This window comes from Bradyrhizobium sp. USDA 4011 (assembly GCF_054063415.1).
Window position 1 is genome coordinate 6,039,413 of record NZ_JBSSGG010000001.1, and the last position, 26,241, is coordinate 6,065,653.

General features: G+C 59.6%; 29 protein-coding genes and 4 pseudogenes. 18 read left to right on the forward strand and 15 right to left on the reverse strand.

The window, feature by feature from the left end:
- The first annotated feature begins 5 nt into the window (after window positions 1-5).
- Both ACVW1C_RS28445 and ACVW1C_RS28450 read left to right on the forward strand, forming a co-directional pair.
- Entirely contained in the window at window positions 6-407 is a 402-nt protein-coding gene (locus ACVW1C_RS28445) for a hypothetical protein (protein WP_456761178.1), read from the forward strand.
- 98 nt (window positions 408-505) lie between these two features.
- A complete protein-coding gene (locus tag ACVW1C_RS28450; protein ID WP_456761179.1) occupies window positions 506-847 on the forward strand; it encodes a hypothetical protein in 342 nt (113 codons plus the stop codon).
- Window positions 848-1,189: 342 nt separating this feature from the next.
- Here ACVW1C_RS28450 and ACVW1C_RS28455 read toward each other — a convergent pair whose 3' ends face one another.
- From ACVW1C_RS28455 to ACVW1C_RS28465, 3 genes are all read right to left on the reverse strand, one after another.
- Complete coding sequence (locus ACVW1C_RS28455) at window positions 1,190-1,363, reverse strand: hypothetical protein (protein ID WP_456761180.1); 174 nt, start codon at window positions 1,361-1,363, stop codon at window positions 1,190-1,192.
- Window positions 1,356-1,742 carry a hypothetical protein gene (locus tag ACVW1C_RS28460; RefSeq protein WP_456761181.1) on the reverse strand — a complete coding sequence of 129 codons (387 nt, stop codon included), beginning with the start codon at window positions 1,740-1,742 and terminating at the stop codon, window positions 1,356-1,358. The genes ACVW1C_RS28455 and ACVW1C_RS28460 overlap by 8 nt, the downstream gene beginning before the upstream one ends.
- 253 nt (window positions 1,743-1,995) lie before the next feature.
- Window positions 1,996-2,472, reverse strand: a complete 477-nt coding sequence (locus ACVW1C_RS28465; RefSeq protein WP_456761182.1) for an Lrp/AsnC family transcriptional regulator — start codon at window positions 2,470-2,472, stop codon at window positions 1,996-1,998.
- Window positions 2,473-2,664: 192 nt separating this feature from the next.
- Between ACVW1C_RS28465 and ACVW1C_RS28470 the strand changes: the two genes are divergently transcribed.
- The 4 genes from ACVW1C_RS28470 to ACVW1C_RS28485 all read left to right on the forward strand — a co-directional run bounded on the left by ACVW1C_RS28470 (window position 2,665) and on the right by ACVW1C_RS28485 (window position 8,062).
- The gene (locus tag ACVW1C_RS28470) at window positions 2,665-4,143 is read left to right on the forward strand and encodes an NAD-dependent succinate-semialdehyde dehydrogenase (RefSeq protein ID WP_456763198.1); all 1,479 of its coding nucleotides are present in this window, start codon (window positions 2,665-2,667) and stop codon (window positions 4,141-4,143) included.
- A 10-nt stretch (window positions 4,144-4,153) separates the two neighbouring features.
- On the forward strand, window positions 4,154-5,554 hold the full coding sequence (locus ACVW1C_RS28475) for an aminotransferase (RefSeq protein ID WP_456761183.1): 1,401 nt from the start codon (window positions 4,154-4,156) through the stop codon (window positions 5,552-5,554).
- A 477-nt stretch (window positions 5,555-6,031) separates the two neighbouring features.
- Window positions 6,032-7,543 carry a porin gene (locus tag ACVW1C_RS28480; RefSeq protein ID WP_456761184.1) on the forward strand — a complete coding sequence of 504 codons (1,512 nt, stop codon included), beginning with the start codon at window positions 6,032-6,034 and terminating at the stop codon, window positions 7,541-7,543.
- Between the two features lie 357 nt (window positions 7,544-7,900).
- The gene (locus tag ACVW1C_RS28485) at window positions 7,901-8,062 is read left to right on the forward strand and encodes a hypothetical protein (RefSeq protein ID WP_456761185.1); all 162 of its coding nucleotides are present in this window, start codon (window positions 7,901-7,903) and stop codon (window positions 8,060-8,062) included.
- Between the two features lie 265 nt (window positions 8,063-8,327).
- On the opposite strand, the gene ACVW1C_RS28490 is transcribed toward ACVW1C_RS28485, so the two are convergent.
- The 4 genes and pseudogenes from ACVW1C_RS28490 to ACVW1C_RS28505 all read right to left on the reverse strand — a co-directional run bounded on the left by ACVW1C_RS28490 (window position 8,328) and on the right by ACVW1C_RS28505 (window position 10,759).
- Window positions 8,328-8,885 (reverse strand): hypothetical protein, encoded by a 558-nt coding sequence (locus ACVW1C_RS28490; RefSeq protein WP_456761186.1) that lies wholly within the window; start codon window positions 8,883-8,885, stop codon window positions 8,328-8,330.
- The gene (locus ACVW1C_RS28495; RefSeq protein ID WP_456761187.1) at window positions 8,854-9,159 is read right to left on the reverse strand and encodes a hypothetical protein; all 306 of its coding nucleotides are present in this window, start codon (window positions 9,157-9,159) and stop codon (window positions 8,854-8,856) included. The genes ACVW1C_RS28490 and ACVW1C_RS28495 overlap by 32 nt, the downstream gene beginning before the upstream one ends.
- Before the next feature lie 93 nt (window positions 9,160-9,252).
- On the reverse strand, window positions 9,253-9,474 hold the full coding sequence (locus tag ACVW1C_RS28500) for a hypothetical protein (protein ID WP_456761188.1): 222 nt from the start codon (window positions 9,472-9,474) through the stop codon (window positions 9,253-9,255).
- 90 nt (window positions 9,475-9,564) lie between these two features.
- Window positions 9,565-10,759 (reverse strand): annotated as a pseudogene (locus tag ACVW1C_RS28505) (IS3 family transposase).
- Window positions 10,760-11,709: 950 nt separating this feature from the next.
- Between ACVW1C_RS28505 and ACVW1C_RS28510 the strand changes: the two are divergent.
- The 3 genes from ACVW1C_RS28510 (at window position 11,710) to ACVW1C_RS28520 (ending at window position 15,040) form a co-directional block, all read left to right on the forward strand.
- Entirely contained in the window at window positions 11,710-12,042 is a 333-nt protein-coding gene (locus tag ACVW1C_RS28510) for a hypothetical protein (RefSeq protein ID WP_456761189.1), read from the forward strand.
- Window positions 12,043-12,257: 215 nt separating this feature from the next.
- Complete coding sequence (locus tag ACVW1C_RS28515; protein WP_456761190.1) at window positions 12,258-13,943, forward strand: HAL/PAL/TAL family ammonia-lyase; 1,686 nt, start codon at window positions 12,258-12,260, stop codon at window positions 13,941-13,943.
- Window positions 13,944-14,863: 920 nt separating this feature from the next.
- Window positions 14,864-15,040, forward strand: coding sequence for an IS66 family transposase (locus tag ACVW1C_RS28520; protein WP_456763199.1), 177 nt, complete (start codon window positions 14,864-14,866; stop codon window positions 15,038-15,040).
- Between the two features lie 598 nt (window positions 15,041-15,638).
- Here ACVW1C_RS28520 and ACVW1C_RS28525 read toward each other — a convergent pair.
- The 3 genes from ACVW1C_RS28525 to ACVW1C_RS28535 all read right to left on the reverse strand — a co-directional run bounded on the left by ACVW1C_RS28525 (window position 15,639) and on the right by ACVW1C_RS28535 (window position 17,478).
- Window positions 15,639-16,127 (reverse strand): GNAT family N-acetyltransferase, encoded by a 489-nt coding sequence (locus tag ACVW1C_RS28525; protein WP_456761191.1) that lies wholly within the window; start codon window positions 16,125-16,127, stop codon window positions 15,639-15,641.
- Window positions 16,128-16,777: 650 nt separating this feature from the next.
- Window positions 16,778-17,155 carry an ATP-binding protein gene (locus ACVW1C_RS28530; RefSeq protein ID WP_456761192.1) on the reverse strand — a complete coding sequence of 126 codons (378 nt, stop codon included), beginning with the start codon at window positions 17,153-17,155 and terminating at the stop codon, window positions 16,778-16,780.
- Window positions 17,062-17,478: an ATP-binding protein gene (locus ACVW1C_RS28535; RefSeq protein ID WP_456761193.1), complete on the reverse strand. Its 417-nt coding sequence runs from the start codon at window positions 17,476-17,478 to the stop codon at window positions 17,062-17,064. The genes ACVW1C_RS28530 and ACVW1C_RS28535 overlap by 94 nt, the downstream gene beginning before the upstream one ends.
- Between ACVW1C_RS28535 and ACVW1C_RS28540 the strand changes: the two genes are divergently transcribed.
- From ACVW1C_RS28540 to ACVW1C_RS28560, 5 genes are all read left to right on the forward strand, one after another.
- Entirely contained in the window at window positions 17,406-17,786 is a 381-nt protein-coding gene (locus tag ACVW1C_RS28540; protein WP_456763303.1) for a hypothetical protein, read from the forward strand. The two genes, ACVW1C_RS28535 and ACVW1C_RS28540, sit on opposite strands and share 73 nt — an antisense overlap.
- Window positions 17,787-17,819: 33 nt before the next feature.
- Complete coding sequence (locus ACVW1C_RS28545) at window positions 17,820-18,311, forward strand: recombinase family protein (protein WP_456761194.1); 492 nt, start codon at window positions 17,820-17,822, stop codon at window positions 18,309-18,311.
- On the forward strand, window positions 18,308-18,544 hold the full coding sequence (locus ACVW1C_RS28550; protein ID WP_456761195.1) for a hypothetical protein: 237 nt from the start codon (window positions 18,308-18,310) through the stop codon (window positions 18,542-18,544). Before ACVW1C_RS28545 ends, ACVW1C_RS28550 begins: the two co-directional genes overlap by 4 nt.
- 301 nt (window positions 18,545-18,845) lie before the next feature.
- Complete coding sequence (locus ACVW1C_RS28555; RefSeq protein WP_456761196.1) at window positions 18,846-19,481, forward strand: hypothetical protein; 636 nt, start codon at window positions 18,846-18,848, stop codon at window positions 19,479-19,481.
- Window positions 19,469-19,657 (forward strand): hypothetical protein, encoded by a 189-nt coding sequence (locus ACVW1C_RS28560; protein WP_456761197.1) that lies wholly within the window; start codon window positions 19,469-19,471, stop codon window positions 19,655-19,657. The genes ACVW1C_RS28555 and ACVW1C_RS28560 overlap by 13 nt, the downstream gene beginning before the upstream one ends.
- On the opposite strand, the gene ACVW1C_RS28565 is transcribed toward ACVW1C_RS28560, so the two are convergent.
- Window positions 19,638-20,066 carry a hypothetical protein gene (locus ACVW1C_RS28565; protein ID WP_456763304.1) on the reverse strand — a complete coding sequence of 143 codons (429 nt, stop codon included), beginning with the start codon at window positions 20,064-20,066 and terminating at the stop codon, window positions 19,638-19,640. The genes ACVW1C_RS28560 and ACVW1C_RS28565 overlap by 20 nt on opposite strands.
- On the opposite strand from ACVW1C_RS28565, the gene ACVW1C_RS28570 reads away from it, so the two are divergent.
- The gene (locus tag ACVW1C_RS28570) at window positions 20,047-20,169 is read left to right on the forward strand and encodes a hypothetical protein (protein WP_456763200.1); all 123 of its coding nucleotides are present in this window, start codon (window positions 20,047-20,049) and stop codon (window positions 20,167-20,169) included. The genes ACVW1C_RS28565 and ACVW1C_RS28570 overlap by 20 nt on opposite strands.
- A 125-nt stretch (window positions 20,170-20,294) precedes the next feature.
- A pseudogene (locus ACVW1C_RS28575) lies at window positions 20,295-20,961 on the forward strand (transposase); the annotation flags it as partial.
- Here ACVW1C_RS28575 and ACVW1C_RS28580 read toward each other — a convergent pair.
- A protein-coding gene (locus ACVW1C_RS28580; RefSeq protein ID WP_456761198.1) for an IS630 family transposase occupies window positions 20,936-22,005 on the reverse strand; the annotation gives its coding sequence in 2 pieces (ribosomal slippage) (window positions 20,936-21,508 and window positions 21,511-22,005; 1,068 coding nt in all). The pseudogene ACVW1C_RS28575 and the gene ACVW1C_RS28580 sit on opposite strands and share 26 nt — an antisense overlap.
- Before the next feature lie 87 nt (window positions 22,006-22,092).
- Between ACVW1C_RS28580 and ACVW1C_RS28585 the strand changes: the two are divergent.
- Window positions 22,093-22,483, forward strand: a pseudogene (locus tag ACVW1C_RS28585) (integrase core domain-containing protein); the annotation flags it as partial.
- Here ACVW1C_RS28585 and ACVW1C_RS28590 read toward each other — a convergent pair.
- The 3 genes and pseudogenes from ACVW1C_RS28590 to ACVW1C_RS28600 form a co-directional block, all read right to left on the reverse strand.
- The gene (locus ACVW1C_RS28590; RefSeq protein WP_456761199.1) at window positions 22,453-22,848 is read right to left on the reverse strand and encodes a hypothetical protein; all 396 of its coding nucleotides are present in this window, start codon (window positions 22,846-22,848) and stop codon (window positions 22,453-22,455) included. The pseudogene ACVW1C_RS28585 and the gene ACVW1C_RS28590 overlap by 31 nt on opposite strands.
- The gene (locus tag ACVW1C_RS28595; protein WP_456761200.1) at window positions 22,842-24,125 is read right to left on the reverse strand and encodes a recombinase family protein; all 1,284 of its coding nucleotides are present in this window, start codon (window positions 24,123-24,125) and stop codon (window positions 22,842-22,844) included. The genes ACVW1C_RS28590 and ACVW1C_RS28595 overlap by 7 nt, the downstream gene beginning before the upstream one ends.
- A 97-nt stretch (window positions 24,126-24,222) precedes the next feature.
- A pseudogene (locus ACVW1C_RS28600) lies at window positions 24,223-24,462 on the reverse strand (recombinase family protein); the annotation flags it as partial.
- A gap of 554 nt (window positions 24,463-25,016) precedes the next feature.
- Between ACVW1C_RS28600 and ACVW1C_RS28605 the strand changes: the two are divergent.
- A protein-coding gene (locus ACVW1C_RS28605; protein WP_456763201.1) for an IS630 family transposase occupies window positions 25,017-25,974 on the forward strand; the annotation gives its coding sequence in 2 pieces (ribosomal slippage) (window positions 25,017-25,352 and window positions 25,354-25,974; 957 coding nt in all).
- Window positions 25,975-26,241: the final 267 nt, after the last annotated feature.

Consider the following 26,241-nt stretch of genomic DNA (forward strand, 5'->3'; position numbering starts at 1 on the left):
GCTGCATGCTCCGGATCGCCTTCCGCGGCTCCGCCATCGTGGTGATGCTGGAAAGGGCTGCAGGTCGGTGGGATTCCGGGCAAAGATCCGCGCCGATCAAGGAGGCGAGTGATCGTGACCTGTGGACTCTTAGCGCGGCGGCACGCTGGACTTTCTCGCGCCCCTACAAGCCGCCGACAAGGGCTTCAAGAGCAGGGGCCGGATGCGTCAATGCCCATTTGTTAGGAGACATGGGCAGACATTATCGCGACGAGCGGCCCCCTGAGGGGGCGGCAGTCGCCTCCGAAGGCTCCGCGCCAGCTCCCGTCGCTTCCATCGCCCAGCAGGGCAAACACAGCGGCCAGCCTTTCAATGGGAATATTCCGGCACTGGTCATAGTGGCGATGTTCCGCTTCTTCATTGCTTGATCGCATTGTTGCCTTGGGCCAAGTGCTCGGGCAACCTTCTCCATGAGCTCGACCGCAGCCTTTACAATTGCTTTGCCGCTGGTCAAGAGAGCTAGCCCATGGCTTTCAAGATCGCTCAAGCGCAACGCACCGGTCTGGACCAAATAAGGTGCTCGCATCAGCCGCAACCGAAGGCGGGAAGCACGTCGCAAGTCGTCGGGAGAAGTTCGAGGACAAAGAAAAACGTGGCGAAGGCTAGCAACACGCCCCGTAGCATTTGCGTTGACGGCATGAAAGCGACCATCGGGCAGTCATGGTATCGAGTCTGCCGGCAAGTTGGCGTCAGCAAGCGGGAATGCGAGCTGATCCACAGCGCGTTCCCTCCCGAAGGGTTCAGCTATAAGGCTCCGACGATCGCAACCGACGACGTCGAAGAGCTGCTGACCATCCGTCCACGCTAAGCAGTCGGGAAACGCTGGAAGCGCGAAGATCGCAGGCCTCCGTGTTTGGCGCCATTCTGGCCATCTTCGCGCATCACACATCAGCGGACAACATGCGCGGCGATCGAACTCGCATGGCAGCCTATGCTGACGCTTGCCTGGACCCAAAAGTCGGCGTCATCGGCGTCAAGCGACGCGCTGACCAGCTCCACCTCTTCGTCTAGCGGCGACAGCCTGGCGCCCGTCCTCCTCTGCAACCGCCGAGTCGTCATTTCTCTTTGGCTACCAGGTTGAGCGTAACGCTACCGCAGCTGCAACGTCTCCGACTTGTCCACAACATAGCGGATGCGCCCAGCTTCATCGTCAGCGGAGCACTTCCTTGTCACCCTTGATCGGCGACACGCACAGGAATTCTCCACAATCGGCATTGGGGCACTGCATCAGTCGGAGCAACTCACGGAACGAACTCGCGACCGCAACAAATTCCTTTGGCTGGAGATCCGCCCAAGCATTGTAGTGGACGGCCTTGTTAATCATCCATTCTTCTGACTTCGTCGCAGCGACGCGTTTCTTGGACTCGACCTGAAGCGTTTCGGCATCCTGGATATTCTTGCCCCATGAGGCAGCAGAATCGCGCCTCCTGGAGGCGGGCTTTCCATGCAGCCAACACACTCGGCCCGCCGAGATCATATTGTCCACCGTGGTATTCGATGCGAGCGCGCAGGTTGTCCGCCAGGATCGTCGAGGTGAATTCGAGATAGCGCCGCAAGGTTCCCGCCGCCTGCGGGACATTGCTCTTCGCGAGGCCTTCTTCGATCTGCGTCCAGACGCCGCCTTCGGTCCAGACCTGTGGACCGCCGTCAACCGTCCAGCCGCCGAAGCTGAGCGTGCTCTGAACCAGCTTTTCGTTCTGCATGAACTTGAGCCATACCCGTCCTGTGTGGTGAGGATAAATTGCGTGTTTGGAAACGTCTGTTTCAGGAGTGCACAGACCTCTGGCGGCCTGCGGCTTCGCGTCTCGCCTTCAACATGGCTTAGCAACTGTTCCAGAGAGATGGATGGGCGTTCCTTGCTGAAGTACAGCAGAATGGTCGGCGGCTTGTGCCGAGAGCAGCACGACTTGGCGATGAAGAGCACTCAGCGCATCGATCCGCCTCGGGACCGTCATGTCAGTCCTCGCGCGGAGCCTCAATTGGAACGGCAAAGCCCGCCTTTACGCGGTCCATGATCACCATCGTTTTGAAGCCTTTGATGTCCGGGTTCTCATAGAAAAATCGCCGAGTGAACTGCTCATATTCTTCCATCGTGCGCGCGGTGACGTACAAGACAAAGTCGGCCTCCCCGGTGACGTAGAATCCATTGACGACGTCAACCGACGACTTGATCGCCTTCTTGAACCTGTCAATGATATCTGAACGCTCCCGCTCCAGCTCTACCAGAACGAGCATTTGAATAGGCCTTCCCACCGCCTTCGGAGCAACGATCGAGACGTCGGCCTCGATGATGCCTTCTGAGCGGAGCCTCTTCAGTCGTCGCTGGCATGCGGTTGCGGAAAGGCCCGCCATTTCGCCGATCACCTCGGATGTCAAACGATTGTTCTTTTGCACGATCTCGAGGATTCGAGCGTCTGTCCGATCGTACGGCATAGTCTTCTCCAGCCTTCAGGTGAATTTCGCCGCAAAATGCCTGCGCGATGCAGGAAATCATCCGAGCGGCAGGAAATGCGACGCAAATGTCTTGTGCGACACCAGTATCCTGAATGCACAGGAAATTTCAACAAAATGACCGCTTCGGACCTTCGAATGGCCCATGAGACTATCCGGCACAAAAGCCCTTCTTTGGTCGGTCTTGCTGCCAGGCATCTGCAGAACCTTAGCCGTCGCGATTTTGCGGCGGGGGACGCGCTGATCGACGGACGCTGGGTTGCGAGCGGCCAGAGAGAGGTGGTGGTCGATCCCGCGACCGGGGAAGATATCGCGGATGTGGCTCGTTGCTCTGCCAGTGATATGGCTCTTGCGATCGCGGCAGCTGATCGGTCATTTGCTGCATGGCGAAGCCTGTTGCCGGCACAGCGTGGAGCGATCCTCAGGTCCTGGGCGTCATTGATGCTCGACCATTCCGAAGAACTCGCCATTCTGGTGACGAGCGAGCAGGGCAAGCCACTCCATGAGGCCCGTCAGGAAATTGCATATGGCGCCGGATTTCTCGACTGGTTCGCCGCAGAAGGCGAGCGCGCATATGGAGAGACAATCCCCAGCCACAGGGCAGGAACCCTGCTTCAGGTGCGAATGCAGCCAGTCGGTGTGGCGGCCGCGATTACTCCGTGGAATTTTCCTGTCGCGATGATTACCCGAAAGGCGGGGGCCGCTCTTGCGGCCGGGTGTCCGGTCATTGTGAAGCCCGCACCCGAGACGCCGCTCTCTGCCCTTGCCGTGGCCAGGTTGGCCCAAGAGGCCGGCATCCCGCGTGGTGTATTTCAAGTGGTGGTTGGTCATCCGATCGAACTTTCGACACCCTTGTTGCGCGATACAAGAATACGCGCGCTTTCATTCACCGGTTCTACCGAGGTCGGTCGTCTGCTTCTTGAGGGCGCCGCCGATACGATCAAGAAGGTCTCGCTCGAACTCGGAGGACATGCTCCTTTCCTCATCTTTGACGACGTTGATCTTGAGAAGGCCGTCAAGGGGGCAATGGCCGCAAAGTTTGCTACCTCAGGTCAGGACTGTCTGGCCGCCAATCGCATCTATGTTCAAAAAGGCATCTACACGAGCTTTGTCGAAGCGTTTGCCGCCGCGATCGCCCGGTTGAAAGTCGGTCACGGTCTGAAAGCTGCAACAGACATCGGACCGATGACCAGGTTGTCGGTTGCCAACAAATGCAGAGCCCAGATCGACGATGCCGTAAAAAAAGGCGCGCGCGTCTTCTGCGCTGATCAAGGTGTCAGTTTGGGTCCGAACTTTGTCTTGCCGACGCTGCTAAGCGACGTCACCGAAGACATGCTCATTGCGCGGGAGGAGACGTTTGGGCCGGTAGCTGCCGTACTTCCGTTCGAGTCTGAAGAAGAGGTCGTCGCCCGAACCAATGCGAATGAAATGGGGCTTGCCGGGTACATTTACACGGACAATCTGCGTCGAGCGCTTCGCCTTTCCGAGCAGATCGAGTGCGGCATGCTCGGTATCAATACGGCTTCATTCACGGGACCGCCGATTCCATTTGGGGGGTGGAAGCAGTCCGGTCTTGGTCGCGAGGGCTCGCGACATGGTCTGGCGGAATACATGGAGCTCAAATACGTCTGCTTCGGCGATCTGGTAGCTTAGGAGAATTGGAATGACTGACATCAAAATCATCGCTGAACGAGATCGCGCGAGTGTCCTGCATCCGTTCACCCAGCTCAAGGAATTCGCCTCGGGAAAGCTTGGAGATCCGACAATCGTCACGGGCGGTCAAGGCATTCGCATCCAAGATGCCGAGGGACGCAGCTACATCGATGCCTTTGCTGGCCTCTACTGCGTAAACATTGGATACGGCCGGACCGAGGTGGCTGAGGCCATCGCACGGCAAGCTCACCAATTGGCTTACTACCACACATACGCCGCCCACACGACCGAAGAGCTGGCGACACTGTCAGACCGTCTGGTACGAATGGCGCCTGGAAAGCCAAGCAAGGTGTTCTACGGCTTGTCCGGCTCGGATGCCAATGAAACCCAAGCTAAGCTCGTTTGGTACTACAACAACTTACGCGGCAAGCCGAAGAAGAAAAAGATCATCTCGCGTGAGCGCGGCTATCATGGCTGTTCGGTCGTTTCCGGCTCGATGACCGGGATGTCATTCTACCACGATCATATGGATCTGCCTTTTCCGGGTATCCTGCACACAGGCGCACCGCACCACTATTGGGGCGCCGAACCAGGCGAGTCGGAGGAGGCGTTTTCTCGCCGACGTGCTGCCGAGCTGGAGGAGCTGATCCTGCGGGAGGGGCCCGAAACGGTTGGCGCGTTCATCGCCGAGCCGGTGTTGGGCACGGGCGGTATTACGCCTCCCCCGACAGGATACTGGCGTGAAATCCAGGCCGTGCTTCGACGTCACGACGTGCTTCTGATCGCCGATGAGGTGATTTGTGGGTTCGGGCGAACCGGAGCGGACTTCGGCAGCATGCTTTACGAGATCGAGCCTGACCTCGTGACTGTCGCCAAAGGCCTGACCTCCGGCTACGTGCCGCTCTCGGCAGCCATCGTTGGTGAAAAAGTTTACGCGGTCATGGAGGGAACCGCAGATCGAGTCGGCGCATTCTCGCATGGATACACCTATTCTGGGCATCCCATTGCGGCCGCAGCTGCCAACGCAGTTCTTGATATCGTCGAAAGGGAGCGCCTAAGCGATCGCGCGAGGATTGTCGGCGCGCATTTCCAGAACAGGCTCAAGGAGCGGTTCGCGCAGCTCGAGATCGTCGGGGAAGTGCGAGGCGTGGGTTTGCTCGGCGCAATCGAGTTCGTTGCAGATCGCCACACCAAACGGCGATTTGATCCGCAGCTCAAGGTCGGTGCCCGCGTCTCGAAAGCTGCGCGTGATCGCGGGCTCATTGCTCGTGCGATGCCGCACGGGGACATTCTTGGCTTCGCTCCACCCCTTGTGGTATCCGAAGCTGAAATCGATGAGATTGTTGAACTCGCGCACGGAGCGACAAGGCAGGTGCTCGACGAACTCTCGAAAGAATCGGCTTTCGCGTGAAGCCGAATTCCGATTTGGCACTGCGGTCGTTGCCTGCGCTTGCGAGAACGTTTCCCTGAAGAATCCGGATGGCCCTGGAGACCGGCTGCGCGCCAGGCGCGCAGCCTGCTGGTGATGTTAGACCATATAGCCCAGATGATGCCGAGCTCGCCCCGCGCGGGGCCAGACGGGTCGCGAGCCGTTTCCTGGACCTGTCTGTCTGTAGTTCGAGCATGGGTCAGACTGTCCTGCGCAATCGCTTTATAGAAACGCGGTCAGGCGCTGGAACCAGGCTCCTGCTGAGTACAGCGTGAGCCTTGACCTGGAATTGAGGCCTGACACGCGAGCGCCAAAAAACTGCGAAACCTCCCGCTTCGGCGCATAATTTGGAACTTCCGAAGGCCCAGATCGACGAAGCCCGACTGCGGTAACGACGTAAGGTTCTCGTCAGGCACGACGTTTAAGCGACGATCGTGCTTCCAACCTGGGGGGTTATCGATGAAACTGACGAATGCTTTTGTTCTCTGTTCTGCGGCAATGTTCGCTGGCGCCGGAGCGCAGGCGGCTGATCTTCCCGTGAAGGCTAAAGCGATCGAGTACGTGAAGACGTGCTCGCTGTATGGGGCGGGCTTCTACTATATTCCCGGCACTGATACCTGCATCAAGCTCGGCGGTTATCTGCGCGTCCAGGCGGGGCTGGCCACGAACGCGCTCTATGACGCGGCCAATAATGGGGCGGCCGGCGCGCAAAATCGACTGGGCAACTCCTACAGCACCGGCTCGCGTGAAGATCTGACCATCGACACCCGCACGGCGACAGAATATGGCCTGGTACGCACATTCTTCGACGCTGTATTCACCTGGAACGCGGGCGGCTATACCGGTGCCGGTACAACTGCCGTGAATGGTTCGACTGCCTATAGTGGGGCGACCGTTGCTGGCGGCACGCTGGGTGTCTACTATGCGTTCATTCAGTTTGCCGGTTTCACGCTCGGCAAGGCGCAGTCGCAATTCTCCGCTCCCTGGGCAAACTATCCCGGCAATAATTTCGACGGCCTGCCAGGCGGCGGCGGCTGGGACCCGGTCAACCAATTCACCTATACTGCAGACTTTGGCCAGGGCGTCAGCCTCTCATTCTCGGCCCAGGATCAGGTCCAGCATGACACGACCAACATCTGGAACGTGAGCGCGGCAACCGGCGCGGGTCTTGCGACCGGTACCTACGGCGGAAACGACATCGCTGGAACAGCGTCTCCTGATTTTATTGCCATGCTTCGCGTTGATCAGGGCTGGGGCCTGTTCCAGGCGGCGGTTGCTGCACATGACAATCACGCCGCCTACTACGGCGCTGATGAGACGACCGGTCATCCGGCCGACAAATGGGGCTGGGCTGCCCAGCTGGCGTTGTCGATCAAGAACATCCCGACCGGACCGGGCGACACGATCAACGTGGCCGGTGTTTATACGAACGGCGCGAGCCGCTACAATTTCCAAGATTATATGTCGACCACCTACGCGATGTACGGCGGGACGGGCCTCGCAGGAGCTTACCAGAGCGTCGGACTTGGTGGCCTTTCTGACGCTGTGTTCGTCGCAGGTTCCGGCCAGGAGTTGACCACGACCTACGGCTTCCGCGGCGGCTATACCCACAACTGGGATCCGCACTGGGCCACCAGCATCTACGGTGCGTGGGCTGCCGTGCGATACAACGACACCGCCAAGGGCTATATCTGCGGCGCGTTCGTGATAACGCTTGCGCTATCCAGCGGCGCCGCCGGCTGCAACCCGGACTTCAACTATTCGACTGTAGGTCTAATGACTGGCTGGACTCCGGTTAAGAATCTGACGTTCTCGGCCGACCTTTCTTACGCAATGCTCGACCAGAAATACGCGGGCGGAAGCACGGTTACAATGCCCGTGCAGTCAGGTATCGCCAAGCCAGGTGCTGTGTATGAGCTAAAGGACCAGAACAGCCTTACGCTTCTGCTCCGCGCTCAGCGCAATTGGTAAGTGTCAAATCACACCAGCGAAGGAGAAGACGAAACAGCTCTGTTGATCCGGGTTAACCTCCAGGAAAGGCCTCCGGCATGCCCGCCGGGGGCCTTCATATTTTGATTGTGCCCCATACCAGGTGGACTGGCCGGTCTGCTGTCGCGGCGACGAGTTCTGAAGGCCGCTGCTGTACGAAGTCATCGCGCCGTCCGGGAAGTGCGCCCCAATGCGGAAATCACAAACCTGCTCAACGGCGAAAGACTGCTGTTTTGTTCTGCACGCGCGCCATCTGGAGCCGTTCCCACTCGGACATTCATTACATGATCGCGCGCCGGATTTCGAAATACGCTGTCGAGCAGGAGACGCAATCGGCAAATGATCGCCCGAATTCGCCCCGGCGTCGGTGCCGGCGGCCACGTCGTGACGCTGATCGGCAGGATCGAGAAGATGCCTGCTGGTAAGATCACTCCTTCGATCGATCGGCATAAACTCGAGTGCCCTGTCGTCGAGCAAATGAGCAAATCTCTGAAACAGTGAGATCAAGCAAAACCGGACCAGGTCGCCAACCGGGTCGCCGGCTGCGGTCTCCGACGGTCCGCACTCCCCGGATATTTCACGCCGGCGGCCTGTGCGCCTGCCTCACCGCAACGGACGATCGGCTGCGCTATCCCGACCAGCGTCGCCGATCCTCCGTGGCACCACCTGGCGTACAAAACTCCACGACTCTTGCCGCTGCCAGATGAACAAGCAGTGGCAGGCCAGTACGACTCGACGCCATGGTGCTGACGTTTCGTAGCTGCAGCTATGCTGCGAGCTTCCGAAAGAACGCTGCGGCAACACGGCTCCGATGAGGCTCACTCAGTTCGCTGAATCCCCCGCCCGTTTCGAACTCGCAAAACCAGAACTCGGAGCCGGTCCATAGCCAGTCAACGCACAGGTATGTCGTTTCCAGGTGTTCTGCGAGAGCTCGGGAGCCTTCCAGCATAGCATCCGGCGTGGCGCACAATTCTCCTTCCTTCAATGGCCCGCGCCTGCGGCACGCGACAATCTCGCAGCGGTCGAGATAAACGCGATACTCGGCTTCGATCGAAATGCAGGGCTGAATAATAAGCAATGGCCCTGGAAACGGAGGGTTTTCAATATACTTCAGCAGCCCGGCCCGGTCGTTTATCGTTCTCTTCCCCAGCCCCGATGTCAGATCGCGTGGCCGGATGAACATTGGATAGGAGCCCCCGGTCTGCTCGGCAAAGTCCAGTTGTGAACGAGTGGCGCGCTCCGCCCCGAGCAGTGCCGTAGTCAATGCGTGCAGCCCGAGTTTCCGCGCGATATCAACTCCGCGAAACTTGTCTTTGCAGACCATCGGGAACTTTGCCGTACAAATTCAGCAATCGAACGTTCGTCGAATTCGCGATCAGTCGATAAAGCGATTCCTGCTTTCTTTCCTTTTGCAGATCGGGATGTATCAGACCGATGTAGGCGGCTCCATCCTGGGTCAGTATGTTGCCGAATTCACCATGCCAGACGATGGGGGACTCGCCGCTCGCGATGTACATATCCTCCGGATGGATCAACCGGAATTTGTAGCCCAGAGCTTCGGTATACGTGGCGTACAGGCCGTTGTAGACATTTTTCATCTGGTTCGTTTCGAAAAGAGCGGAGTCTCCGACGCCAGGCCTCACCCAGACCGACTTGGGGAAAGACCACAGGAGCCGACAGGAAGTGAAACTCTATATGGTGCAAACTGGCCTGTTATGGCGGTGATCCTGAAAGCCGTTCCAGAAATCGCGTAGGGCGTACCAATACCCGTAAATGTCGGACTTCTTGGCATTTTCGCCAGCCCTTAAAAGCGAGAGCAGCAGGCCGGCATTCTCGGTCGGCTCGTGAGCGTCGGCACTGTCCCTTGCGCGGCGCCAGCATCCCTCCAGCGTATCGATGAAGAAAGCGATCACTTCGGAGATAATCCAGGCTGTAAATGTTTCCGTCAACGCTGAAGAGCGTGCTCTCAATGTCGGCCTTCTCTCTGGTCTGAGCCCCTTACCTCATCCAGCAATGGGGAGAGTTCCGGTGACATTTGAGCCCATAGGGCTCGGTGGAGCAACGGGGCGGGGCGCGGAGCCCTCGGCATAGCGCAGCGTCCCGCCCCGTTGCGGCTCAGGATCGCTGCGATTGGCGTATTCGATCGGTGTGAGGTTGCCCAGCGTACTGTGCGGCCGGGCGTCGTGGTAGTCGTCTTTCCAGGCCGCCAGCACCGCGCGCGCCTGCGCGAGCGAGGTGAACAGCGTCTCGTTGAGAAGTTCGTCGCGCAGGCGGGCGTTGAAACTCTCGACGAAGGCATTCTGGGTTGGCTTGCCGGGCGCGATATAATGCCACTCGATCTGTTGCTCCTGGCTAAAGCGCAGAACGGCCATACCGGTCAGTTCGGTGCCATTATCGGACAGGCACATCGCCGGCCGCCCTCGCCAGGCGATGATGACATCGAGCTCACGCACGACCCGTAGGCCCGGCAACGAGGTATCGGCGACGAGCGCCAGGCATTCGCGGGTGAAGTCGTCGACCACAGCCAGAATGCGGAAGCGTCGACCGTCGGCGAATGCATCCGACAGGAAGTCGAGGCTCCAGCGTTGGTTGGCGCCTTGCGGTATCGAAAGCGGCGCCCTGGTGCCCAGTGCCCGTTTGCGCTCGCCACGCCGGCGGACTTGCAGCCGTTCTTCGCGATAGAGGCGCCGGAACTTCTTGTGGTTCATGACCAGCCCCTCGCGGCGCATCAGCACCAGCAGAGGACGATAGCCGAACCGGCGGCGGATCGCCGCCAGTTCGCGCAGGCGGGCACGTACGAGAGCATCGTCGGGGCGCCGCCGCGATAACGCGCCGAGGCGCGATCTGCCCCAAGGACTTTGCACGCCCGCCGCTCGCTCACCTCGAACGTGGCCCGCAGATGAGCGACGGCCTCTCGCCTCGCGACGGGCGTCACCATTTTTTTGATGCAACGTCCTTGAGCATGGCGTTGTCGAGCATCGCCTCGGCCAACAGCTTCTTTAGCTTGGCGTTCTCGTCCTCCAGCGACTTGAGCCGCTTGGCATCCGACACCTCCAGGCCACCGTACGTGGCCTTCCACTTATAGAACGTGGCACTGGAGATCCCATGTTTGCGACAGACATCAGCAGTCGTCGCGCCCGCCTCCTGCTCCCCCAAAATCCCGATGATCTGCTCGTCTGTGAACCGACTTGGCTTCATGGTCCATCCCTTCCCAGGTGACGGACTCTACCCATTTTTGGAGTAATTTACGGGGCTCAGACCAAGGCCTCCGTCACCTCGGCTGAAGCATGGCTCCTTGTACCGATCGATCGAAGCTCGGGCTTCTGTTGAAAGAGGGCCGCCGACGGCCGCGGCCGGACTCTCCGATCGAGTGGGGAGCCCCTGCCGGCTGCACTGGTGACCGGTTTTTCAAACCAGGGCTGAAGCCCGCTAGTCGTGTCTTTAACCGGATTCTAGCTGGCTGATTCTTGTAGCTTGACGACTCGGTGCTTCGGACGGGTCATCATATTTGTGAAAGGCTACCTTGGTATTGGCCCAATACTGGCAGACAAGCGTCGGTGAAGCGCTGTCCGGCGTCGTTGGCCTTGATCACCGTACTGCACGCTTAAATCGCAAGCGATGCTTCTATCCTGCGGTAATCGCGATGAGCGGCGAAGTGCTCCGATCAAGCCAATTGCTCACTACCGCACCTGAACCGGCATGGACGTTATGTGTGATCGTTGAGCGGCAGCGTCGTGGCAATGTCTCCTAGGCGCTCGCAGCTTTCATGATCAGACCTTCTCTACCTGGAGCAGGGCCGGAATTAAGCGCCAAATATACAATGCGACACCATCACAGCGCACTGAGATCGTCCGGCACATTCGCCGAACTTGCGGATGGCCTTCTTCTCCGAATCCCCGATCGTCAGACCTCTCGTCAAACTAAACGCTACCGGGCCGATCTGACCGGCTTGCGCGACAACGCCTCGACACGCATGGCTGCCGCGTCTCTGCTAAAGGCTCCGTCTTCCCGCCGGTCGTCAATGGACTATATAATGCAAGGCGCGACTTAGCAGGTGAAGCTGGGCTAGTCGACACGCGCTACGCCGACCCGCACGAAGTGCGCGACGAGAAGGAACGTTTCGACGGTACGTGGAGCGGAGCAATAAAGTGCTCGATCTGACCAAGCACATCGTCGATCACAAGGCAGCGTACTTCGAACCAGACGAATTTGACGATCACTACGAATCGGCGCTGATTGATCGGATGAACAAGAAGGAGGTCGATCAGCCGATCGCGAAGAAGGAGCGTCCCAGCGTGAGCGATGTGGTCGACGTGATGGACGATTGCGCACGAAAGTCGACAAGGAGCGGGCGTGGTTGCCGACTGAGAAGTCACTCAGATTTTGCTGCCGATCGAGAGCAAGAGACCGACGAATGTTGCCGCCAAGAACACGGCGGCGAAACTGCGGCGGAAGTCTGCTACGTCGTGCGATCAGCCTAGCGGTCGTGGTCCCAAGAAAGCAGCGACCCAGCGAAAATACTGCAAGGCACGCGTCGGGCCAACTACCGGGATTAGGAGGTCGCCTAGGCTAGCCCCGTCGTCATATCCGTCGTACGATTTTGCTCGATTGGATTGCGCGCCAGAGTGCAGGAGCCGCTAGCTCCGGGGCGAGCGACGAATTGCGACAACAGATTATATCTGGATTCGCGTCTCTAATGGAGTTGCTGCAAATGAATGTGCGCGCTAAACCTGCCCGCGGGAATAACGAGTTTATGGTAATCGAATCGGCGGATGCCGCGCGTCGACGGGAAACACCTTTCGTTGTAAAGCTTAATGCAGATGTCAATCTTAACGACATTCACGACGTCGCCGTACATCGCCGCAAGGTTGACTTGGCACCCGCCGCGTTGGAGTTAGTCCAGAAGGGGCGGGCCCAGCTCGAAAATCGACTGACCTCAAGAAAAGTTATCTACGGCATCAACACGGGTTTCGGCGGCAACAGCAATCTCGTAATCTCTGACGATCTGCTGGCGCTCCATCAAAGCAATCTCCTCATATTCCTGTCAGCGGGAACCGGCGAATGCCTTGCAGAGGAGTACGTGCGGGCAGCCCAATTTCTGACGCTGTTGGCTCTGGCGCGCGGCTGGTCCGCCGTGCGTCCTGAAATCGTGAGGAGGCTTCTTGAGCACATTAATCTGGGCATCGTTCCAACTGTGCCGCGACATGGCTCCGTTGGCGCGAGCGGAGACTTGATTCCATCAAGTTATATCGCGAGCGCGCTTTGCGGGTGCGGTCGCGTCCGCTTTGCCGGACAAGAGATGAGCGCCAGTGAAGCGTTGTCTCGAGCTGGCATAACACCGGTCGAATTGAAAGCGAAGGAGGGGCTGGCTCTCGTCAATGGTACTCGAGTGATGACAGGCATCGGCGCGCTAACGGTGCAGCGAGTATGGATGACGTTTCGAGCTGCGCTCGGTGCGCTAGCCCTCGCAGTAGATGCATTGCATGCCTCGAGAGAACACTACGATGCTCGTATTCATGCTGCGAAAGGGCATCCAGGTCAAATTGCCGTCGCCACAGCGCTTCGCAAAATGTTGGCGTGTAGGTCATCGCATCTTTCTTCAGGTGTTCACAGGTCGAATGAAACCACCGGAATCGTCCAGCTCGCGGAAGGCGTTCAAGAGATATATTCAATCCGGTGCGCGCCACAAATACTCGGCATTGTTCCGGAATCCCTGGGTGAGGCACGGATAGTGATCGAGCGCGAGGCGATCTCAGCAAACGACAACCCATTGATAGATCCGGAGACTGGGGATGTCCTTCACGGCGGAAATTTTATGGGGCAGCATGTTTCCCGCGCAATGGACGCGCTCAAGATTGATATTGCAACAGTCGGAAATCATATGCATGCCGTCATGGCCCTTTTGATGGACAGCCGCTTTTCGCGAGGTCTCCCGAATTCGTTGAGTCCCCGGCTCGGCCTATACCAAGGCTTTAAAGGAGTGCAAATGTCGCATACCTCTCTCGTCGCGCATCTACGGCGCGAGAGTGCTCCGGCAAGCGTTCATACGTTGCCAACCGAACAGTTCAATCAGGATATCGTCAGCCTGGGACTCCACGCAGCGCTTGGCGCAGCGGAGATGGAGCTTAAATTGAGAGACGTCGTCGCGATGACGCTTTTGGCGGCCTGTCAAGCCGTCGACCTGCGGTCCAATGGATCTCAACTGCCCTCCGCCTTGAGCCACTTGTATGAAGAGGTGAGGAAGATCAGCGCGCCATTAGTCGAAGATCGAGCGATGGACCGAGATATTGCCGCTATATCGTTCGCGATTGTGGAGGGCCTGTTGCCGCTTCCGCAATGTGAGCCACCGCGGGACACGCAGGAGGCCGGGAGAAGTTGTTAAATCTGAGAGAGTGTGGACGGCGATGATCAATAGCACTGGGCCTTGGCCGTTGATGGCCATGGGTACGATTGGCGTCACGCCTTACCGCAGGGTGCAAGCGGTGACCGCCGTTTCGAAATCCATATTCGCTGACTCGGCGTCGGCACTGTTTGGGCAAGAGGCTGTGGCTCATAGATGGTTGAACCGTTGTTTGCAGCTCCGTTAAGTGATGTCGAGGGGGCTGCGACGGGGCATGCACGGCAATACCGTCGTACCCTGATTGCTGTAATTAGCTCAGATCGAGGTTGGCCTCACGCCGGGAGCGATTTCAAGGCGATCTCGCTCACGAACACAGGTCTTCGGTCTGATGGAGACTCTTTGGAATCACCCAAGACTTAGACCCTATGTTCGCGATCTGAGGTGACGGGCGGCATGCCCCGCGGCAAGCTCCGATCGAGGGTTGCGCCGGATGGTCCGGCGCCGAGCCTCAAGCAGGGGGAGCGGGCCTGATGAACGATAGCATTTTCGTAGGGCTGGATGTGCATAAGGCGACGATTTCGGTTGCAGTGGCCGGAGCGATGCGCGGCGGGGCAGGCCGCCCGTCACCTCAGATCGCGAACATAGGGTCTAGGACATGTTTGGTTGCTTTCCAGGAGTCTCGCCTTGCATCAACCGCATGTTCGTCAATGCCACTTAGTGCCGATCGCTGACGGTTCGCCTCTTCTTCGCGCCGTTCGCTTCAAGAATTTGCCGGTGCGGTGGCGCTCGTGTGATGTTGTGGTGAGATTGGCGATGATCTTGTGAACGCCGTCTGTGAAGCCCAACGCCGGCCGCGCTAGGGCCGCTCCGTTGATGGCGGCGCTCAGGGGGCAATTAACGGCAATAGTCGGCCAGCTCTTCTCCCGCTCAAAGTTCGCGGAGGCAACTGTGAAGAGCTGACGCTGTTTCTCCGTGACGGTCGCGTCGAGGTTGACTCCAACACGGTCGAGCGTTCAATGGGCCCGATCGCGATGGGAAGACGCAACTCATTGTCTAGCGGCAGCGAAGGTGGCGCTGAAAGCCGGGCGATCCTGGCGTCAATCGTGAACACGGCAATACTCTATGGTCTCGATCCGTAGGCCTACCTAGGGGACGTGTTGAAGCGTATCGTTTCCGGGCGAACCAAGGGCCATCAGCTGCATGAGCCGTTCGCCTGGAGCTGGAAGGCGGCCCGCCAGCGTGCCGCGTGGGCTACGGCTTGAGGGAGCCCGGCGCGCACCAGCCGGGCGAGAGGAACAGCGTCCGGGCGGTTTGCCTTGTCTGCACGCGATCGCCCGGCTCCCTCGGGATCATCGCGTCGATGCGTCCTAAAGTTGGCCGATCGGTTCTTCGGCGAGACTAGCATAGTCTTCCTGGAGCGCGGTGACGACTGTACTTTGCCACGCGATCTTTCATCGCGCCGCCGGATTGTTTTGTTTCGAGTTCAGAACCAACAATCGTCCCGCTTGGTGAGTTCGATCGCATCATCGGTGCCGTCCGATTACCTGCATTACGATCGTGGAAAGCATCATGTCTTTCCAACTGAGTCCAGTAGGGGAGGTCGCACCCTTACGCAAGGCCGACGGGCGTCGTGTAGTGGCAGCAACCACACAGTTGTGGCTAAGACTGGTAAAATCCACACGGCTTTCTTCACAAATGCCTGCCAGGATAGTCAAAAGAGCAGCAGGACCGAGCTAATCATCCCGAACTGATCTGGTATTCAACAATGTTCTGAAGCCCGATTGGGCCTAAGTGAGTAGCGCCCGTATCTCGAAAACCAGCCTTCAGAAGAACGTTTCTAGACGTTAAATTGCGCGCGTTGATGGCTCCCATGATACGGTTGATACCTGGTCGATTTGTCAATACCCATTCAGCCATAAGCCCAACCGCTGCCCCACCATATCTATTCCCTTGGTATGCGCGGCCAATCCGAAGACTATGCGATGTGATCACGTTTGGCGGCGCCCATTCAGGTGAAGCCGCCTTTTCGCGAAGAACGAGAAAACCAACAACCTCATGGCGAAAGACGATCGCGAACGGGTGCTCTAGTTCAGGATATGAGCTATTTAGAAGTTGAGCAAATACCCAATCCAACGGATCCACGAACTGTTCTTGCTCGGGCTCAAGGTCCAAATGGGCGACCATGGCGGAATCAAAGGGTGACAATGTTTTCAGCGTCGCACGCATTTGGATCTCCCTATTGGCGAGGCTTGAGCTCTGGCGAAGACCGGCCGCATGAATACCTTGCTCACCCCCGATATCGATGGGCAGCTTCTTGCGGTTCTAGACAAGGAAATTTCAAAAGCCGTGCCAACCGCGCAGATATAGGGTCACAACGATTTCCATCAACGGTGCAGTCGCTTACACGAGTGCAGAAGCAGGCCAAGAACAACACCGTGTCGCGGATGCGACAATCCGGGCAGCTTTGTCAGCTGTTCGGCTCTTTTCCTCAGACGGGATTGGACAGGGATCGTGTGTACAGGGAAACTCGAGAGTTGGCCTGCGCGGCCGCAACGATGCGGCTTCACGGCACTTGAAGGTCGCGTAGCTCGTCCAGCACTACGGCCTGCGCTCGCGCTGCTGCGAGATCGCAGCATGCTGACAGAACAGGAAACGTCTGCGCGCCTCAACATCCACGAAACGATCGTTAAGCCGAACATGGACTCGTCATCAAGCGTACCTACAATGCGGTCGATGCAAATGTCTTGTCGATCGAGCCGCCCTTAAGACGGCGTTCGAAAACCAAAAACTAAACCTGAAAGAGGCGTAGCATGAGTGCCAGCGAACAGACACAAACCAAAGCGACGCGTAAGGGCGTACAGGTCGATAAAGTGATACTAATTGCGTATTTCGCGAAAGCCGGAAAGTGGTTTCGATAGCCAAGGGACAGCAGTTTCGCTAAATTGCGGACAGTGATGCTGCAGCGGACTTGGTTGCCTGATTTTACTTAAGATTGGTTCGCTGTTTTCAGCGCTGGTCAGGCGCAGCTTTTTCTTCCGCACGCTGTCGCCTTCGAGGGCGATGCAGTGCGCATTGTGGATGATGCGGTCGAGGATAGCGTCGGCGATGGCGGATTCTCCGCCCTGTCGTGCCATTGCGCAACAGGCAGCTTGGGCCGTGATCAGGGTAGATTTGCGCTTGTAGCGCTCTTCGAAGATTTCCGGGAGGTCGAGGCGCGGCGGGTCATTGAGGGTGTGGGTGCGCCAATCGTCCACGATAAGCAATTGGACGAGCGCGAGCTTGTCGAAAGACGTGGGCAGCGACCGTCGAGCCGGGCCATGGCGAGGGCTTCGAACAGGCCTGGCATCCGCAAGTGGAGGACGGAATGATCGAGCCTAGCGGCCTGACGTCCGAAGGCACAGGCCAGCCAGGTTTTGCCATTACTGGTCGAGACAGCGTCACAATGCCGGGTGTCCGACGTTCGAGGTTTTGATCCTCTATCCGCTCCATCCTCGGGCCGGGCAGATGGTGCAGGTCGAGCACCGCAAGCGCTTCGCCGGCGAGGACCATCTGGTCGTGGTGCAGCCCGACGGGACACTCGCCCTGATCCCGGCCTGGATGAGCGAGGATATTGCTCGCTCTGCAACGCTCACAGCAAGCCCTCGGTTGGCTGTCGAAAGGCTCGTCGAGCTGCGGGCGCGAATCGTGTGCTTATCGCCTGTCAAGGCGGGGCATGATCCCCGCCTGAAGGAGGGGATCATGCAACCAAGACGCCACTTGCAACAGGGCCTGTTCGAGGCGGATCGCCAGACGCCGGCGATTCCGGTGTCGCAGAGAAGCACTCTGGTCCGCCTGATCGAGGGGCTGCTGGTCGAGGCCCTCGCCGACGGAGCAATATCGAGATAGGCACGCCAATCACAGAGATGAGGGAGGCCGCTCATGAGCAAGATCACGCCTGAGCACGTCGCCCGTCAGGCCGTCATCTACATCCGTCAGTCGACGTCTGATCAGGTCGTCCACAACCTGGAAAGTAAACGCCGTCAGTACAATTTGCCAGAGCGCGCGCGACAGCTGGGCTGGAGCGATGTTGCCGTCATCGATGACGATCTCGGCCGCTCCGGCGGAGGCGTCGCGCGGCCCGGTTTCGAGAAGCTGCTGGCCGCCATCTGTGAGGTACGCGTCGGGGTCGTGGTCTCGATCGAGGCGTCGCGGCTCGCACGCAACGGTCGCGACTGGCACACACTACTCGAGTTCTGCGGTCTCGTCGGCACGCTGATCGCCGACGAGGACGGCGTCTACGATCCGCGACAGCCCAACGATCGCCTACTGCTTGGCATGAAGGGCACCATGAGCGAGATGGAGTTGTCGGTATTGCGCCAGCGCTCGTTCGAAGCGCTGAAGCAGAAGGCGCGCCGGGAGAGCTGTTCATGACCGTCGCCGTCGGCTACGTGCGGGTCGGCCACAACCGCATCGAGAAGGACCCGGATCGGCGCGTCGGCGAGGCGATCGCACTCGTCTTCGCCAAGTTCACCGAGATGCAGTCGGTGCGTCAGGTGCACCTCTGGTTCAGACACGAGCGCGTTCCGTTGCCCGAACCTCGACCTGATTGCGGACAACGCCAACGGCAAGAACCCGAGGAGCCGCGGTGCCCTGCGCCGAGGTGAGGCTCTGCTCGCCGGCCTGCTGCGCTCCGCCATTGTGGGCGCAAACTTCACGTCGCCTACTCCGGCAAGGACGGCAACACTGGTCGCTACCATTGTCGGGGCGGCGCCAACAATCATGGCGGTGACCCTTGCATGTCGTTCGGCGGCATGCGGATTGATCGTGACGTGGCCGCCGAAGTGATCGAGCGCCTGCAGCCGCTCGGTATCGAAGGCGGCACTCGCCGCGCAGGCCGCGCGCAGCCGTGCGAACGAAGACAAACGCGGCCAAGTCGAGCTGGCGCTGGAGCAGGCTCGCTATGAGGTGGGGCGCGCGCGCCGCCAATACGATGCCGTCGATCCCGATAATCGCCTCGTCGCCGCCGAGCTGGAAAAGCGATGGAATGACCGGCTGGCGGTCGTGCGCAATCTGGAGACCGAGCTGGAGGGACTGACGGCTTCGCCCGCTGTTGATCTCACACCTGCCGACAGGGAGCGGCTGATGACGCTAGGCGCCGACCTGGAGCGTGCTTGGTCGAGTGCCGGCGTGGCACCCGAGACGCGCAAGCGGATCGTGCGAACGCTGATCGACGAGATCGTCGTCCGCGTCGAGGACAACGCGCTCGATCTAGTGATCCGCTGGCACGGCGGCGACCACTCCGCTCTCAAGGTCAAGAAGAATCGCTCCGGCCAGCACCGCTGGAGCGCAGCGGGAGAGACAGTCGATCTCGTGCGCGTGCTGGCGCGGCAGATGCCAGACAAAGCGATCGCGTCGGTGCTCAACCGCTCCGGCAAGACCCGGGGCGCGGCAATGGCTGGACCAAGTCGCGAGTGTGCAGCTTGCGCAGCCACAACGACATCGCAGCCTATCGCGAAGGCGAGCGCCGCGACCGCGGCGAGGCCACTCTGGACGAGGCTGCGGCGGCCCTCTCCGTCAGCCAATCAACCGTGCGACGTCTGATCAAGGACGGCCAGCTCGCGGCGAGCCAGCTTTGCAAAGGGGCACCTTGGATCATCAAAGCAGCCGATCTTGAGCGTCCTGACGTCAAACGAGCCGCACCGCGCGGCGCCTCCGACGTCCGCCGTCTGGCAATCCGCTACAAAATGAACTGGGACTCTAACGAGATAGAAAGGTGAGCATTATGAAGCGGGCTCGGTCTGCCTGATGACGATGAGGTTCTTGGGCTTTGAGCCAAGTGCCGTGTGCCAGCTGCATGTTCGATTCGCGCTCGGCTCTTGGCATAATATCGGCAAACAGTGAGTTCGCATTGGCGATGCGGTTGGGGCGATGTCGGTTGGCGCCCGAGGCGTGTTCAACGCAACATACCAACCCCTGATGTTCGGAGTTACCTCCGTCCCGTTTCCTGTGAGAGGTCATGAACAGGTAGGAACGAAATTCCTGCAGCATTTCGTCGAGCGTCTCATATTGGGTGCCGGCGGCGTGCCGATCTCTCCCGCGAGGGCGCTCAAGGAGATTGAAGCGGATCTGCGAAGCATCTGGGGTTCTGTTCATCGCCGACGAGGTGATGACCGGCTGGGGCCGCATTGGAACATTTTTTGCGTGTGAGCAGGCCAACGTCGCGCCCGATATCGTCTGCTACTCGAAAGGCCTCGACCTGCCACTGCGTATTTCCTCCACGAGGAGTTAGAGTCCGGCCCGAACCGATCCGAGGTCGGCAAACTGGACCATTCTTGACTAGAGTTTTCGCACCGATTCCCGGCTGGGAGGAGCGAAGAACGATGAAGGCTTCGTTCGGACGCTCAGAAGGCGTTCATCCTGAAGCAGGGCAACGATGGCGTTGCGGTGGCAGAGATCTGCGGTAAGGCCGGGATCAGCCAGGCTACCTATTTCAATTGGAAGAAGAAGTATGACGGACTGCTGCTGACCGAGATGCGACGGTTGAAGCAGCTCGAGGACGAGAACGGCAAGCTGAAGAAGCTGGTGGCGGATCTGTCGCTCGACAAGGAGATGCTGCAGGACGTGATCCGCCGAAAGCTATGAAGCCTGGCCGGAAACGCAAGCTGGTCGACGAGGTTTGCGGTGAGTGGCAGGTCTCGATCCGCAAGGCTTGCGAAGCCCTCGAGTTCGACCGGTCGACCTACCATTACAAGTCGCGTCGCTCCGGCCAGGCTGCCCTCGAACATCGGATCAGGGAGATCTGTCATGCCCGCGTTGGCTACGGCTACCGCCGTGTCCACGTTCTGCTGCGCCGCGAGGGATGGCGCCACGGCCAGAACAAGACCCCGCGCATCTATCGCGAGTTGGGCCTGCAATTGCGCAACAAAACGCCGAAGCGCCGGCGTCAAGGCGCAAGCTGCGCGACGATCGCCGGCCGGCGACGCGGTCGAACGAGACCTGGGCGATGGATTTTGTCCACGATCAGTTGGCGACGGGGCATAATATAATACCAATCCTCAAATTGATGGACCGATGTAGGCCCAATCGCGGAGCGCGATTGAAATGATCTTCCACGGCTGATCGATGAGAGTGTTCCAGGCGTAACGGCAGTGATCGACGATGTTGTCATAGGATTTGAAGACGCGGTTTGACAGCCAATTCTGGCGCATGAACTGCCAGATATTCTCCTGACTGTTGAGCTCGGGCGAACGCGGCGGCAACTGCATCAGCGAGATGTTGTGCGGGATCTTCAGCTCCTTGGCTCCGTGCCACCCGGCCTGATCGAGGATGACGATGGCGTGAGCGCCAGGGCTGACCTTGCTTGCGATCTCGTTGAGATGAAGCTGCATGGCCTCGCTGTTGCAGAAGGGCAGAACCAGTCCCGCGCCGGTTCCGAGCTCCTGGCACACCGCACCGAACAGGTAGGTCGACTGCGTACGCTGGTCGTGAGCGGCCCGCGGCCGCGATCCCTTTCTAGCCCAGCGATAGGTGAGCTTGTTCTTCTGCCCCACCCGCATCTCATCCTGGAACCACACCTCTACCGGCGTGTCCGGCGCGAGGCTACTGCGGATTTTCTCCACGCGAGCGTGGAATTTTTTTTAAATGCCTCGATCGCCTCGGGATCCTGCTTGTAGGCTCTCGGCCGGGCGCTGACGTGTGAGAAGCCGAGGTCCTTGAGGGCTCGATAGACCGTATCGTCTGACACCGAGATGCCGAACTCCTCATACAGCCGCATGATCAGGTCACAGGCCCGCCAGCGCACCACGCCATGGATCGGCGGGGTCGGCCCTTCGTCCACGATCCGCGCCAGAAACGCCCGGTGCTCGGTGTTGAGCTTCGCCGGCGCACCTGGCGCGGGAATATTGACCAGACCGTCAGGCCCTTGCTCGTTGAATCTGATCACCCGGTCGCGAAGCGTCTGCCGGTCCATCCCGCCGACCTTGGCGGCCTCCGCCGGCGATGCGCCATCGAGCACGGCAGCGATCGCCAGAAGGCGCCGGACCTGATCACTGTCCTTCGCTCGCCGCGGCAGCCGGCGCACCTCAACCGCTGCAAAATCCCTTCGAACCGCAATCGGCTGGCCCATGGCAACTCCCTCCAGTTGCCACATAGGAATCATCGATCCTCTGATTTGGGAAGGCCGCCGTGAGCCAGCACCTCAGCGGATTGGTATAAGCTGCGCGTGCTCACGATCGTCGATATCTTCTCCCGCTTCTCGCCGGCGCTGCAGCCCCGCGGCAGCGACGTCGTGGCGATCCTGGAAAGGGCCTGCAAGGAAATGGGATTCCCGGCGACGATCCGCGTCGATCAGGGCAGCGAGTTAGTGTCGCGCGAGCTTGACTTGTGGGCCTACCAGCGCGGCGTCACGCTGGACTTCTCGCGGCCTGGCAAACAATGCCTTCGTCGAGGCCTTCAACGGTCGCTTCCGAGCCGAATGCCTCAACGTCCACTGGTTCCTCAGCCTTGCGGACGCCCAGGAAAAGGTGGAGACTTGGCGCAGATACTACAATCGCGCATCAGAACACCCATCTGTCTACGTTGTTGAAGAGAAGAGATTTTGCTGATCGGGATGTGATCCCGTGGGGTATCTTGGATTCTGTCGGGCTCGTTCAGCGATAGATTGAGCAGCAGCTGTTGTCAGCGAGGCGCGAGCAAAAATCCACGGGCCGTCCGATAGCGGATGGATGGCTGCGATCTCGCCGGCTTCGGCGGCGAGCCGGAGCGTCTTGGGCGCAATCTTTAGGAGCTTTGCCGCGTTGCTCAGGTTTAGCCAGGGCTCGATCCCGTCCTCGGCGGGCTTGAACACCGGGATGCGATAGTTCGAGCGCATCGAGGTGACGCGCTCGCGCGTGCAGCGATTGCCGTTACCTGTCTTGAGGCCATTGCGATTGAGGAGGCCGGCGATCAGCTCGTCGCTGGCGATCAGCACCAGTTAGCGTACAGCTTCGATGATGTTGGCGGAGGTGCTGTTGCGCTGCCCGCACCGGCGCTTGGGCAGGCGTATCTCGCTGTGAACGCCGCCGACCCAGTGGACGATAAGGATAATCTCGGAGGCCGCATCGTCGATATCGGCCACCACCTCATGGATGACGGTGCGCACAATCCGCTTCTTGAGGCGCGCATCCGTCGTCGCGCATCCCAGACCGTTTTGAGGTTCGAGGCCAGAACGCCAAGCGAGGCTGGATCGGCAATGGGGGCGGGCATCGCCGCATCATGCATGGCGACCTTGCCCTCGACCTCCGCCGCGTGGCCGAGCGCCCTGTTCCAGCGCGCTTCGAGTTCGCCTGCCACCAGCCGGTTCACGGGGTCAGCGGCATCGTACTGCCGGAAGGCCCGGTCGGCGGCATAGCGCGCCGCTTCGAGGTCGCGACTGAGAGCCTCGCGCACCCGATCCCGCCGTTCCCTGGCCTCCCTAGCGGCAGCGGTCGCCGCGGCGATAGCGCCTGGACCGACGACGCCGAGCAGTGCCTCCTCGATTGCATCGTCGACGCGCAGTCCGCCGAAGGCGATGCAGTGGGCACCGCCAAAGTCCATCCAAGCTCGGTTGCAGCTGTAGCGCGGGATATGGTGCTTCATGCCGGAGTAGCGGAGCATGAGCTTGCGGCCGCAGCGCTTGCACCGGAGCAGAGCGGCCAGCAGCGCGTCACCCTGCTTGGGCGCTCCGTGATGCCGACTGGTGGGAACGTTGCTGCTGACCATGGTGCGGATCGCCTCGAACCTCTCCCAGCTCACATACCCTTCGTGGGTATTGGGCTTCAGCGCCAACCATTCGTTCCGCGCCTTGCGGCGGATCTTCACGCTCATGGCATCGGCGCCGTATCCCGCCGCGCCAGCCGTCTTACCATAGGCATGGGCGCCGCCGTAGACCGGGTTCTCAATGATCCGGTGGATGGCGGAGTAGCTCGGGCGCCGCCAGGCCGTATCGCCGTTGATCCGTTTCACCGGCAGATCGAGATTGTACTCGTGGAGCCAGCAGAGCGCCTGTCGCGCGCTACCCAGCTCCTCGACCTTGTCGAACACCAGCGTGATCGCTTCCTGGACACGGCGATCCGGATCTTTCTCATAACGGTCGCCGGACTTCACGAAGCCGATCGGCGCCGCCACAACCAGCTCGCCGCGGCGCGCCTTCTCGTAGCGGGCCGAGAGCGAGCGCTGGCGCAACAGATCCAGCTCGTACTCGTTGAGGCTGCCCTTGAGTCCGAGCAACAGGGCGATCGTTACCGTGCCTCGGCGCAGAGATGGTCTCCTGATCGACCAGAACGGTATCGACCACACGGCAGATCTCGATGAGTTGCTGCCAATCCCGGCTGTTGCGAGCGAAGCGCGAGACCTCGCGGGCGCAAACCGCACCAACCTTACCAAGGCAAACCTCTGCGACCATCCGCTCGAAGCCGGCGCGTTGGACCCCACCGGCGGCGGAACGACCGAGATCAGCATCGATCACTTCGATCTCTGACACCCGAGCGCCGTCAGCCGGTCCCGCATGGCGTATTGCAACGCGCTGCTCTCGCGATCGCGCGCGGCGTCGCTGTCGTCGCAGCATGGTCGAGGATCAACTGCGTCATCAGACTGGTCAGCGCCGCGTTCGATCCTTTAACGCCAAATCGAGAAGCGCAGAAAGCGCCGCAAGTGCATCGATGCTAACAAATGGCTGAGCTGTCAAAAGCGTGGGGTCAGGGCATGCCGTCCGGTCGAACATCCATGCTGGCACTTCCAGCCAACGATCTGCTTGCGACTCGTCCAGGGCGCAGCGAAAAATGATATCGTCAGCCTTGTCGATGGCCCCATGAACGCAAACTCCGCGACCAAACCAAGGATGATGCCGATAAAGTACCTCGCGAAAAACGATCCTGTGGGCGTTCTTGAATCTTGTTGTACAATGAAGAACGTCCGCATGGGGCAATCGGCAACAGAGCGCCGATTTTGCCGCATAACCGCGATGGCGACACCAGCCCGCCACCGTGAAAGAAGCGCAAAACTCTAGTTCTGGGTGGTCCAAATCGCTGCACTAGTGCATGTTGTTTTTTGCCGGAATCGGGATTCCCAGAGGGGACAATTTCTGATTCAAACTCCATGCTGGAACGGGGGCCAGCATGGATGACGCGACCCTATTCGGAAGATCTTCGTGAACTCGCTCTGGAGCGGGCTGACGCGGGCGAGACCGTTCGTTCGATTGCAGAAGCGCTTCAGATCAGTCCTTCCTGTGTGACGAAGTGGAAGAATCTGCGGCGGGAGACCGGAGGCGTTTCTCCCGGCAAGATCGGCGGTCACAAGAAGCCGGTTCTGTCCGGCACCAATGCCGACTGGCTGCGCAAACGCATTCGCTCCGGCCCATTCACTTTGCGGAAGCTGACGCAGGAACTGGCTGCGCGCGGGATCAAGACCGACGTGCGGGCAGTGTGGACGTTCGTCCATGCCGAAGGGCTGAGCTTCAAAAAAAACGATCCTGCCGGCCGAACAAGATCGCCCCGATATCGCGCGTAAACGGACGCGCTGGAAGACCCATCAGGGCAGGATCGACGCTTCGCGCCTGGTCTTTATCGACGAGACCTGGATCAAAACCAACATGGCGCCGCTGCGAGGCTGGGGACCGAGTGGGCAACGTCTCCAGGCGTCTGCGCCTTTCGGCCATTGGAAGACCATGACCTTCATCGCGGCGCTGCGCCACGACCGGATCAGCGCGCCATGGGTCATCGACGGCCCCATCAATGGCGAGCTCTTCACCCTCTATGTCGAGCAGGTGCTGGCGCCGACCCTCGCAAAGGGTGAACTCGTCATTCTCGACAATCTCGGCAGTCACAAGGGCAAGGCGGCGCGCAACGCCATCCGCGCCACAGGAGCCCATCTGCTCTTCCTGCCGCCCTATAGCCCCGACCTCAATCCGATCGAGCAGGTCTTCGCCAAGCTCAAACACCTGATGCGAGCCGCGCAGCCGCGTGATGTCGAAGCGACTTGGCGCAAGGTCGGCGAACTCCTCGACGTCTTCTCCAAGGAGGAGTGCGCCAACTATCTCAAAAATTCAGGTACGTTTCCGTATAAACACATCATGCTCTAGTACCTCGCTCTGGTAAATTTGGGATCACGTAAGCCTCGCTCATTTCAAACTCCTAACCCAGCACAGTTGAGACGAGAGCTTCACAGATAGGCCCTCGTGATAAACCGTCGATCAAAATCTCAGCAGTCATGAGCCTTCGCTGCGGATCGGCCGGAGATGGTGCGGTCGCCCGCATCATTATCTCGCCTTCCTTTCCTGCTCGAAGGGTGATGTTTTTCACCTCTCCATTCGATGCCCAACCAAAGTCCAGTAAGAGGCGAACGCTGT

What these genes read in the sequence shown, in the direction of transcription:
- ACVW1C_RS28565 (WP_456763304.1), bottom strand. Translation starts at nt 20,066, where the DNA reads ATGCGGCCCCAGCCGGTCATCACCTCGTCGGCGATGAACAGAACCCCA.
- ACVW1C_RS28450 (WP_456761179.1), top strand. Translation starts at nt 506, where the DNA reads ATGGCTTTCAAGATCGCTCAAGCGCAACGCACCGGTCTGGACCAAATA.
- ACVW1C_RS28455 (WP_456761180.1), bottom strand. Translation starts at nt 1,363, where the DNA reads ATGATTAACAAGGCCGTCCACTACAATGCTTGGGCGGATCTCCAGCCA.
- ACVW1C_RS28545 (WP_456761194.1), top strand. Translation starts at nt 17,820, where the DNA reads ATGAGCAAGATCACGCCTGAGCACGTCGCCCGTCAGGCCGTCATCTAC.
- ACVW1C_RS28475 (WP_456761183.1), top strand. Translation starts at nt 4,154, where the DNA reads ATGACTGACATCAAAATCATCGCTGAACGAGATCGCGCGAGTGTCCTG.
- ACVW1C_RS28525 (WP_456761191.1), bottom strand. Translation starts at nt 16,127, where the DNA reads ATGCGTGCGACGCTGAAAACATTGTCACCCTTTGATTCCGCCATGGTC.
- ACVW1C_RS28495 (WP_456761187.1), bottom strand. Translation starts at nt 9,159, where the DNA reads ATGAAAAATGTCTACAACGGCCTGTACGCCACGTATACCGAAGCTCTG.
- ACVW1C_RS28485 (WP_456761185.1), top strand. Translation starts at nt 7,901, where the DNA reads ATGATCGCCCGAATTCGCCCCGGCGTCGGTGCCGGCGGCCACGTCGTG.
- ACVW1C_RS28550 (WP_456761195.1), top strand. Translation starts at nt 18,308, where the DNA reads ATGACCGTCGCCGTCGGCTACGTGCGGGTCGGCCACAACCGCATCGAG.
- ACVW1C_RS28460 (WP_456761181.1), bottom strand. Translation starts at nt 1,742, where the DNA reads ATGCAGAACGAAAAGCTGGTTCAGAGCACGCTCAGCTTCGGCGGCTGG.
- ACVW1C_RS28570 (WP_456763200.1), top strand. Translation starts at nt 20,047, where the DNA reads ATGACCGGCTGGGGCCGCATTGGAACATTTTTTGCGTGTGAGCAGGCC.
- ACVW1C_RS28540 (WP_456763303.1), top strand. Translation starts at nt 17,406, where the DNA reads ATGGTGCAGGTCGAGCACCGCAAGCGCTTCGCCGGCGAGGACCATCTG.
- ACVW1C_RS28465 (WP_456761182.1), bottom strand. Translation starts at nt 2,472, where the DNA reads ATGCCGTACGATCGGACAGACGCTCGAATCCTCGAGATCGTGCAAAAG.
- ACVW1C_RS28490 (WP_456761186.1), bottom strand. Translation starts at nt 8,885, where the DNA reads ATGGTCTGCAAAGACAAGTTTCGCGGAGTTGATATCGCGCGGAAACTC.
- ACVW1C_RS28480 (WP_456761184.1), top strand. Translation starts at nt 6,032, where the DNA reads ATGAAACTGACGAATGCTTTTGTTCTCTGTTCTGCGGCAATGTTCGCT.
- ACVW1C_RS28445 (WP_456761178.1), top strand. Translation starts at nt 6, where the DNA reads ATGCTCCGGATCGCCTTCCGCGGCTCCGCCATCGTGGTGATGCTGGAA.
- ACVW1C_RS28515 (WP_456761190.1), top strand. Translation starts at nt 12,258, where the DNA reads ATGGAGTTGCTGCAAATGAATGTGCGCGCTAAACCTGCCCGCGGGAAT.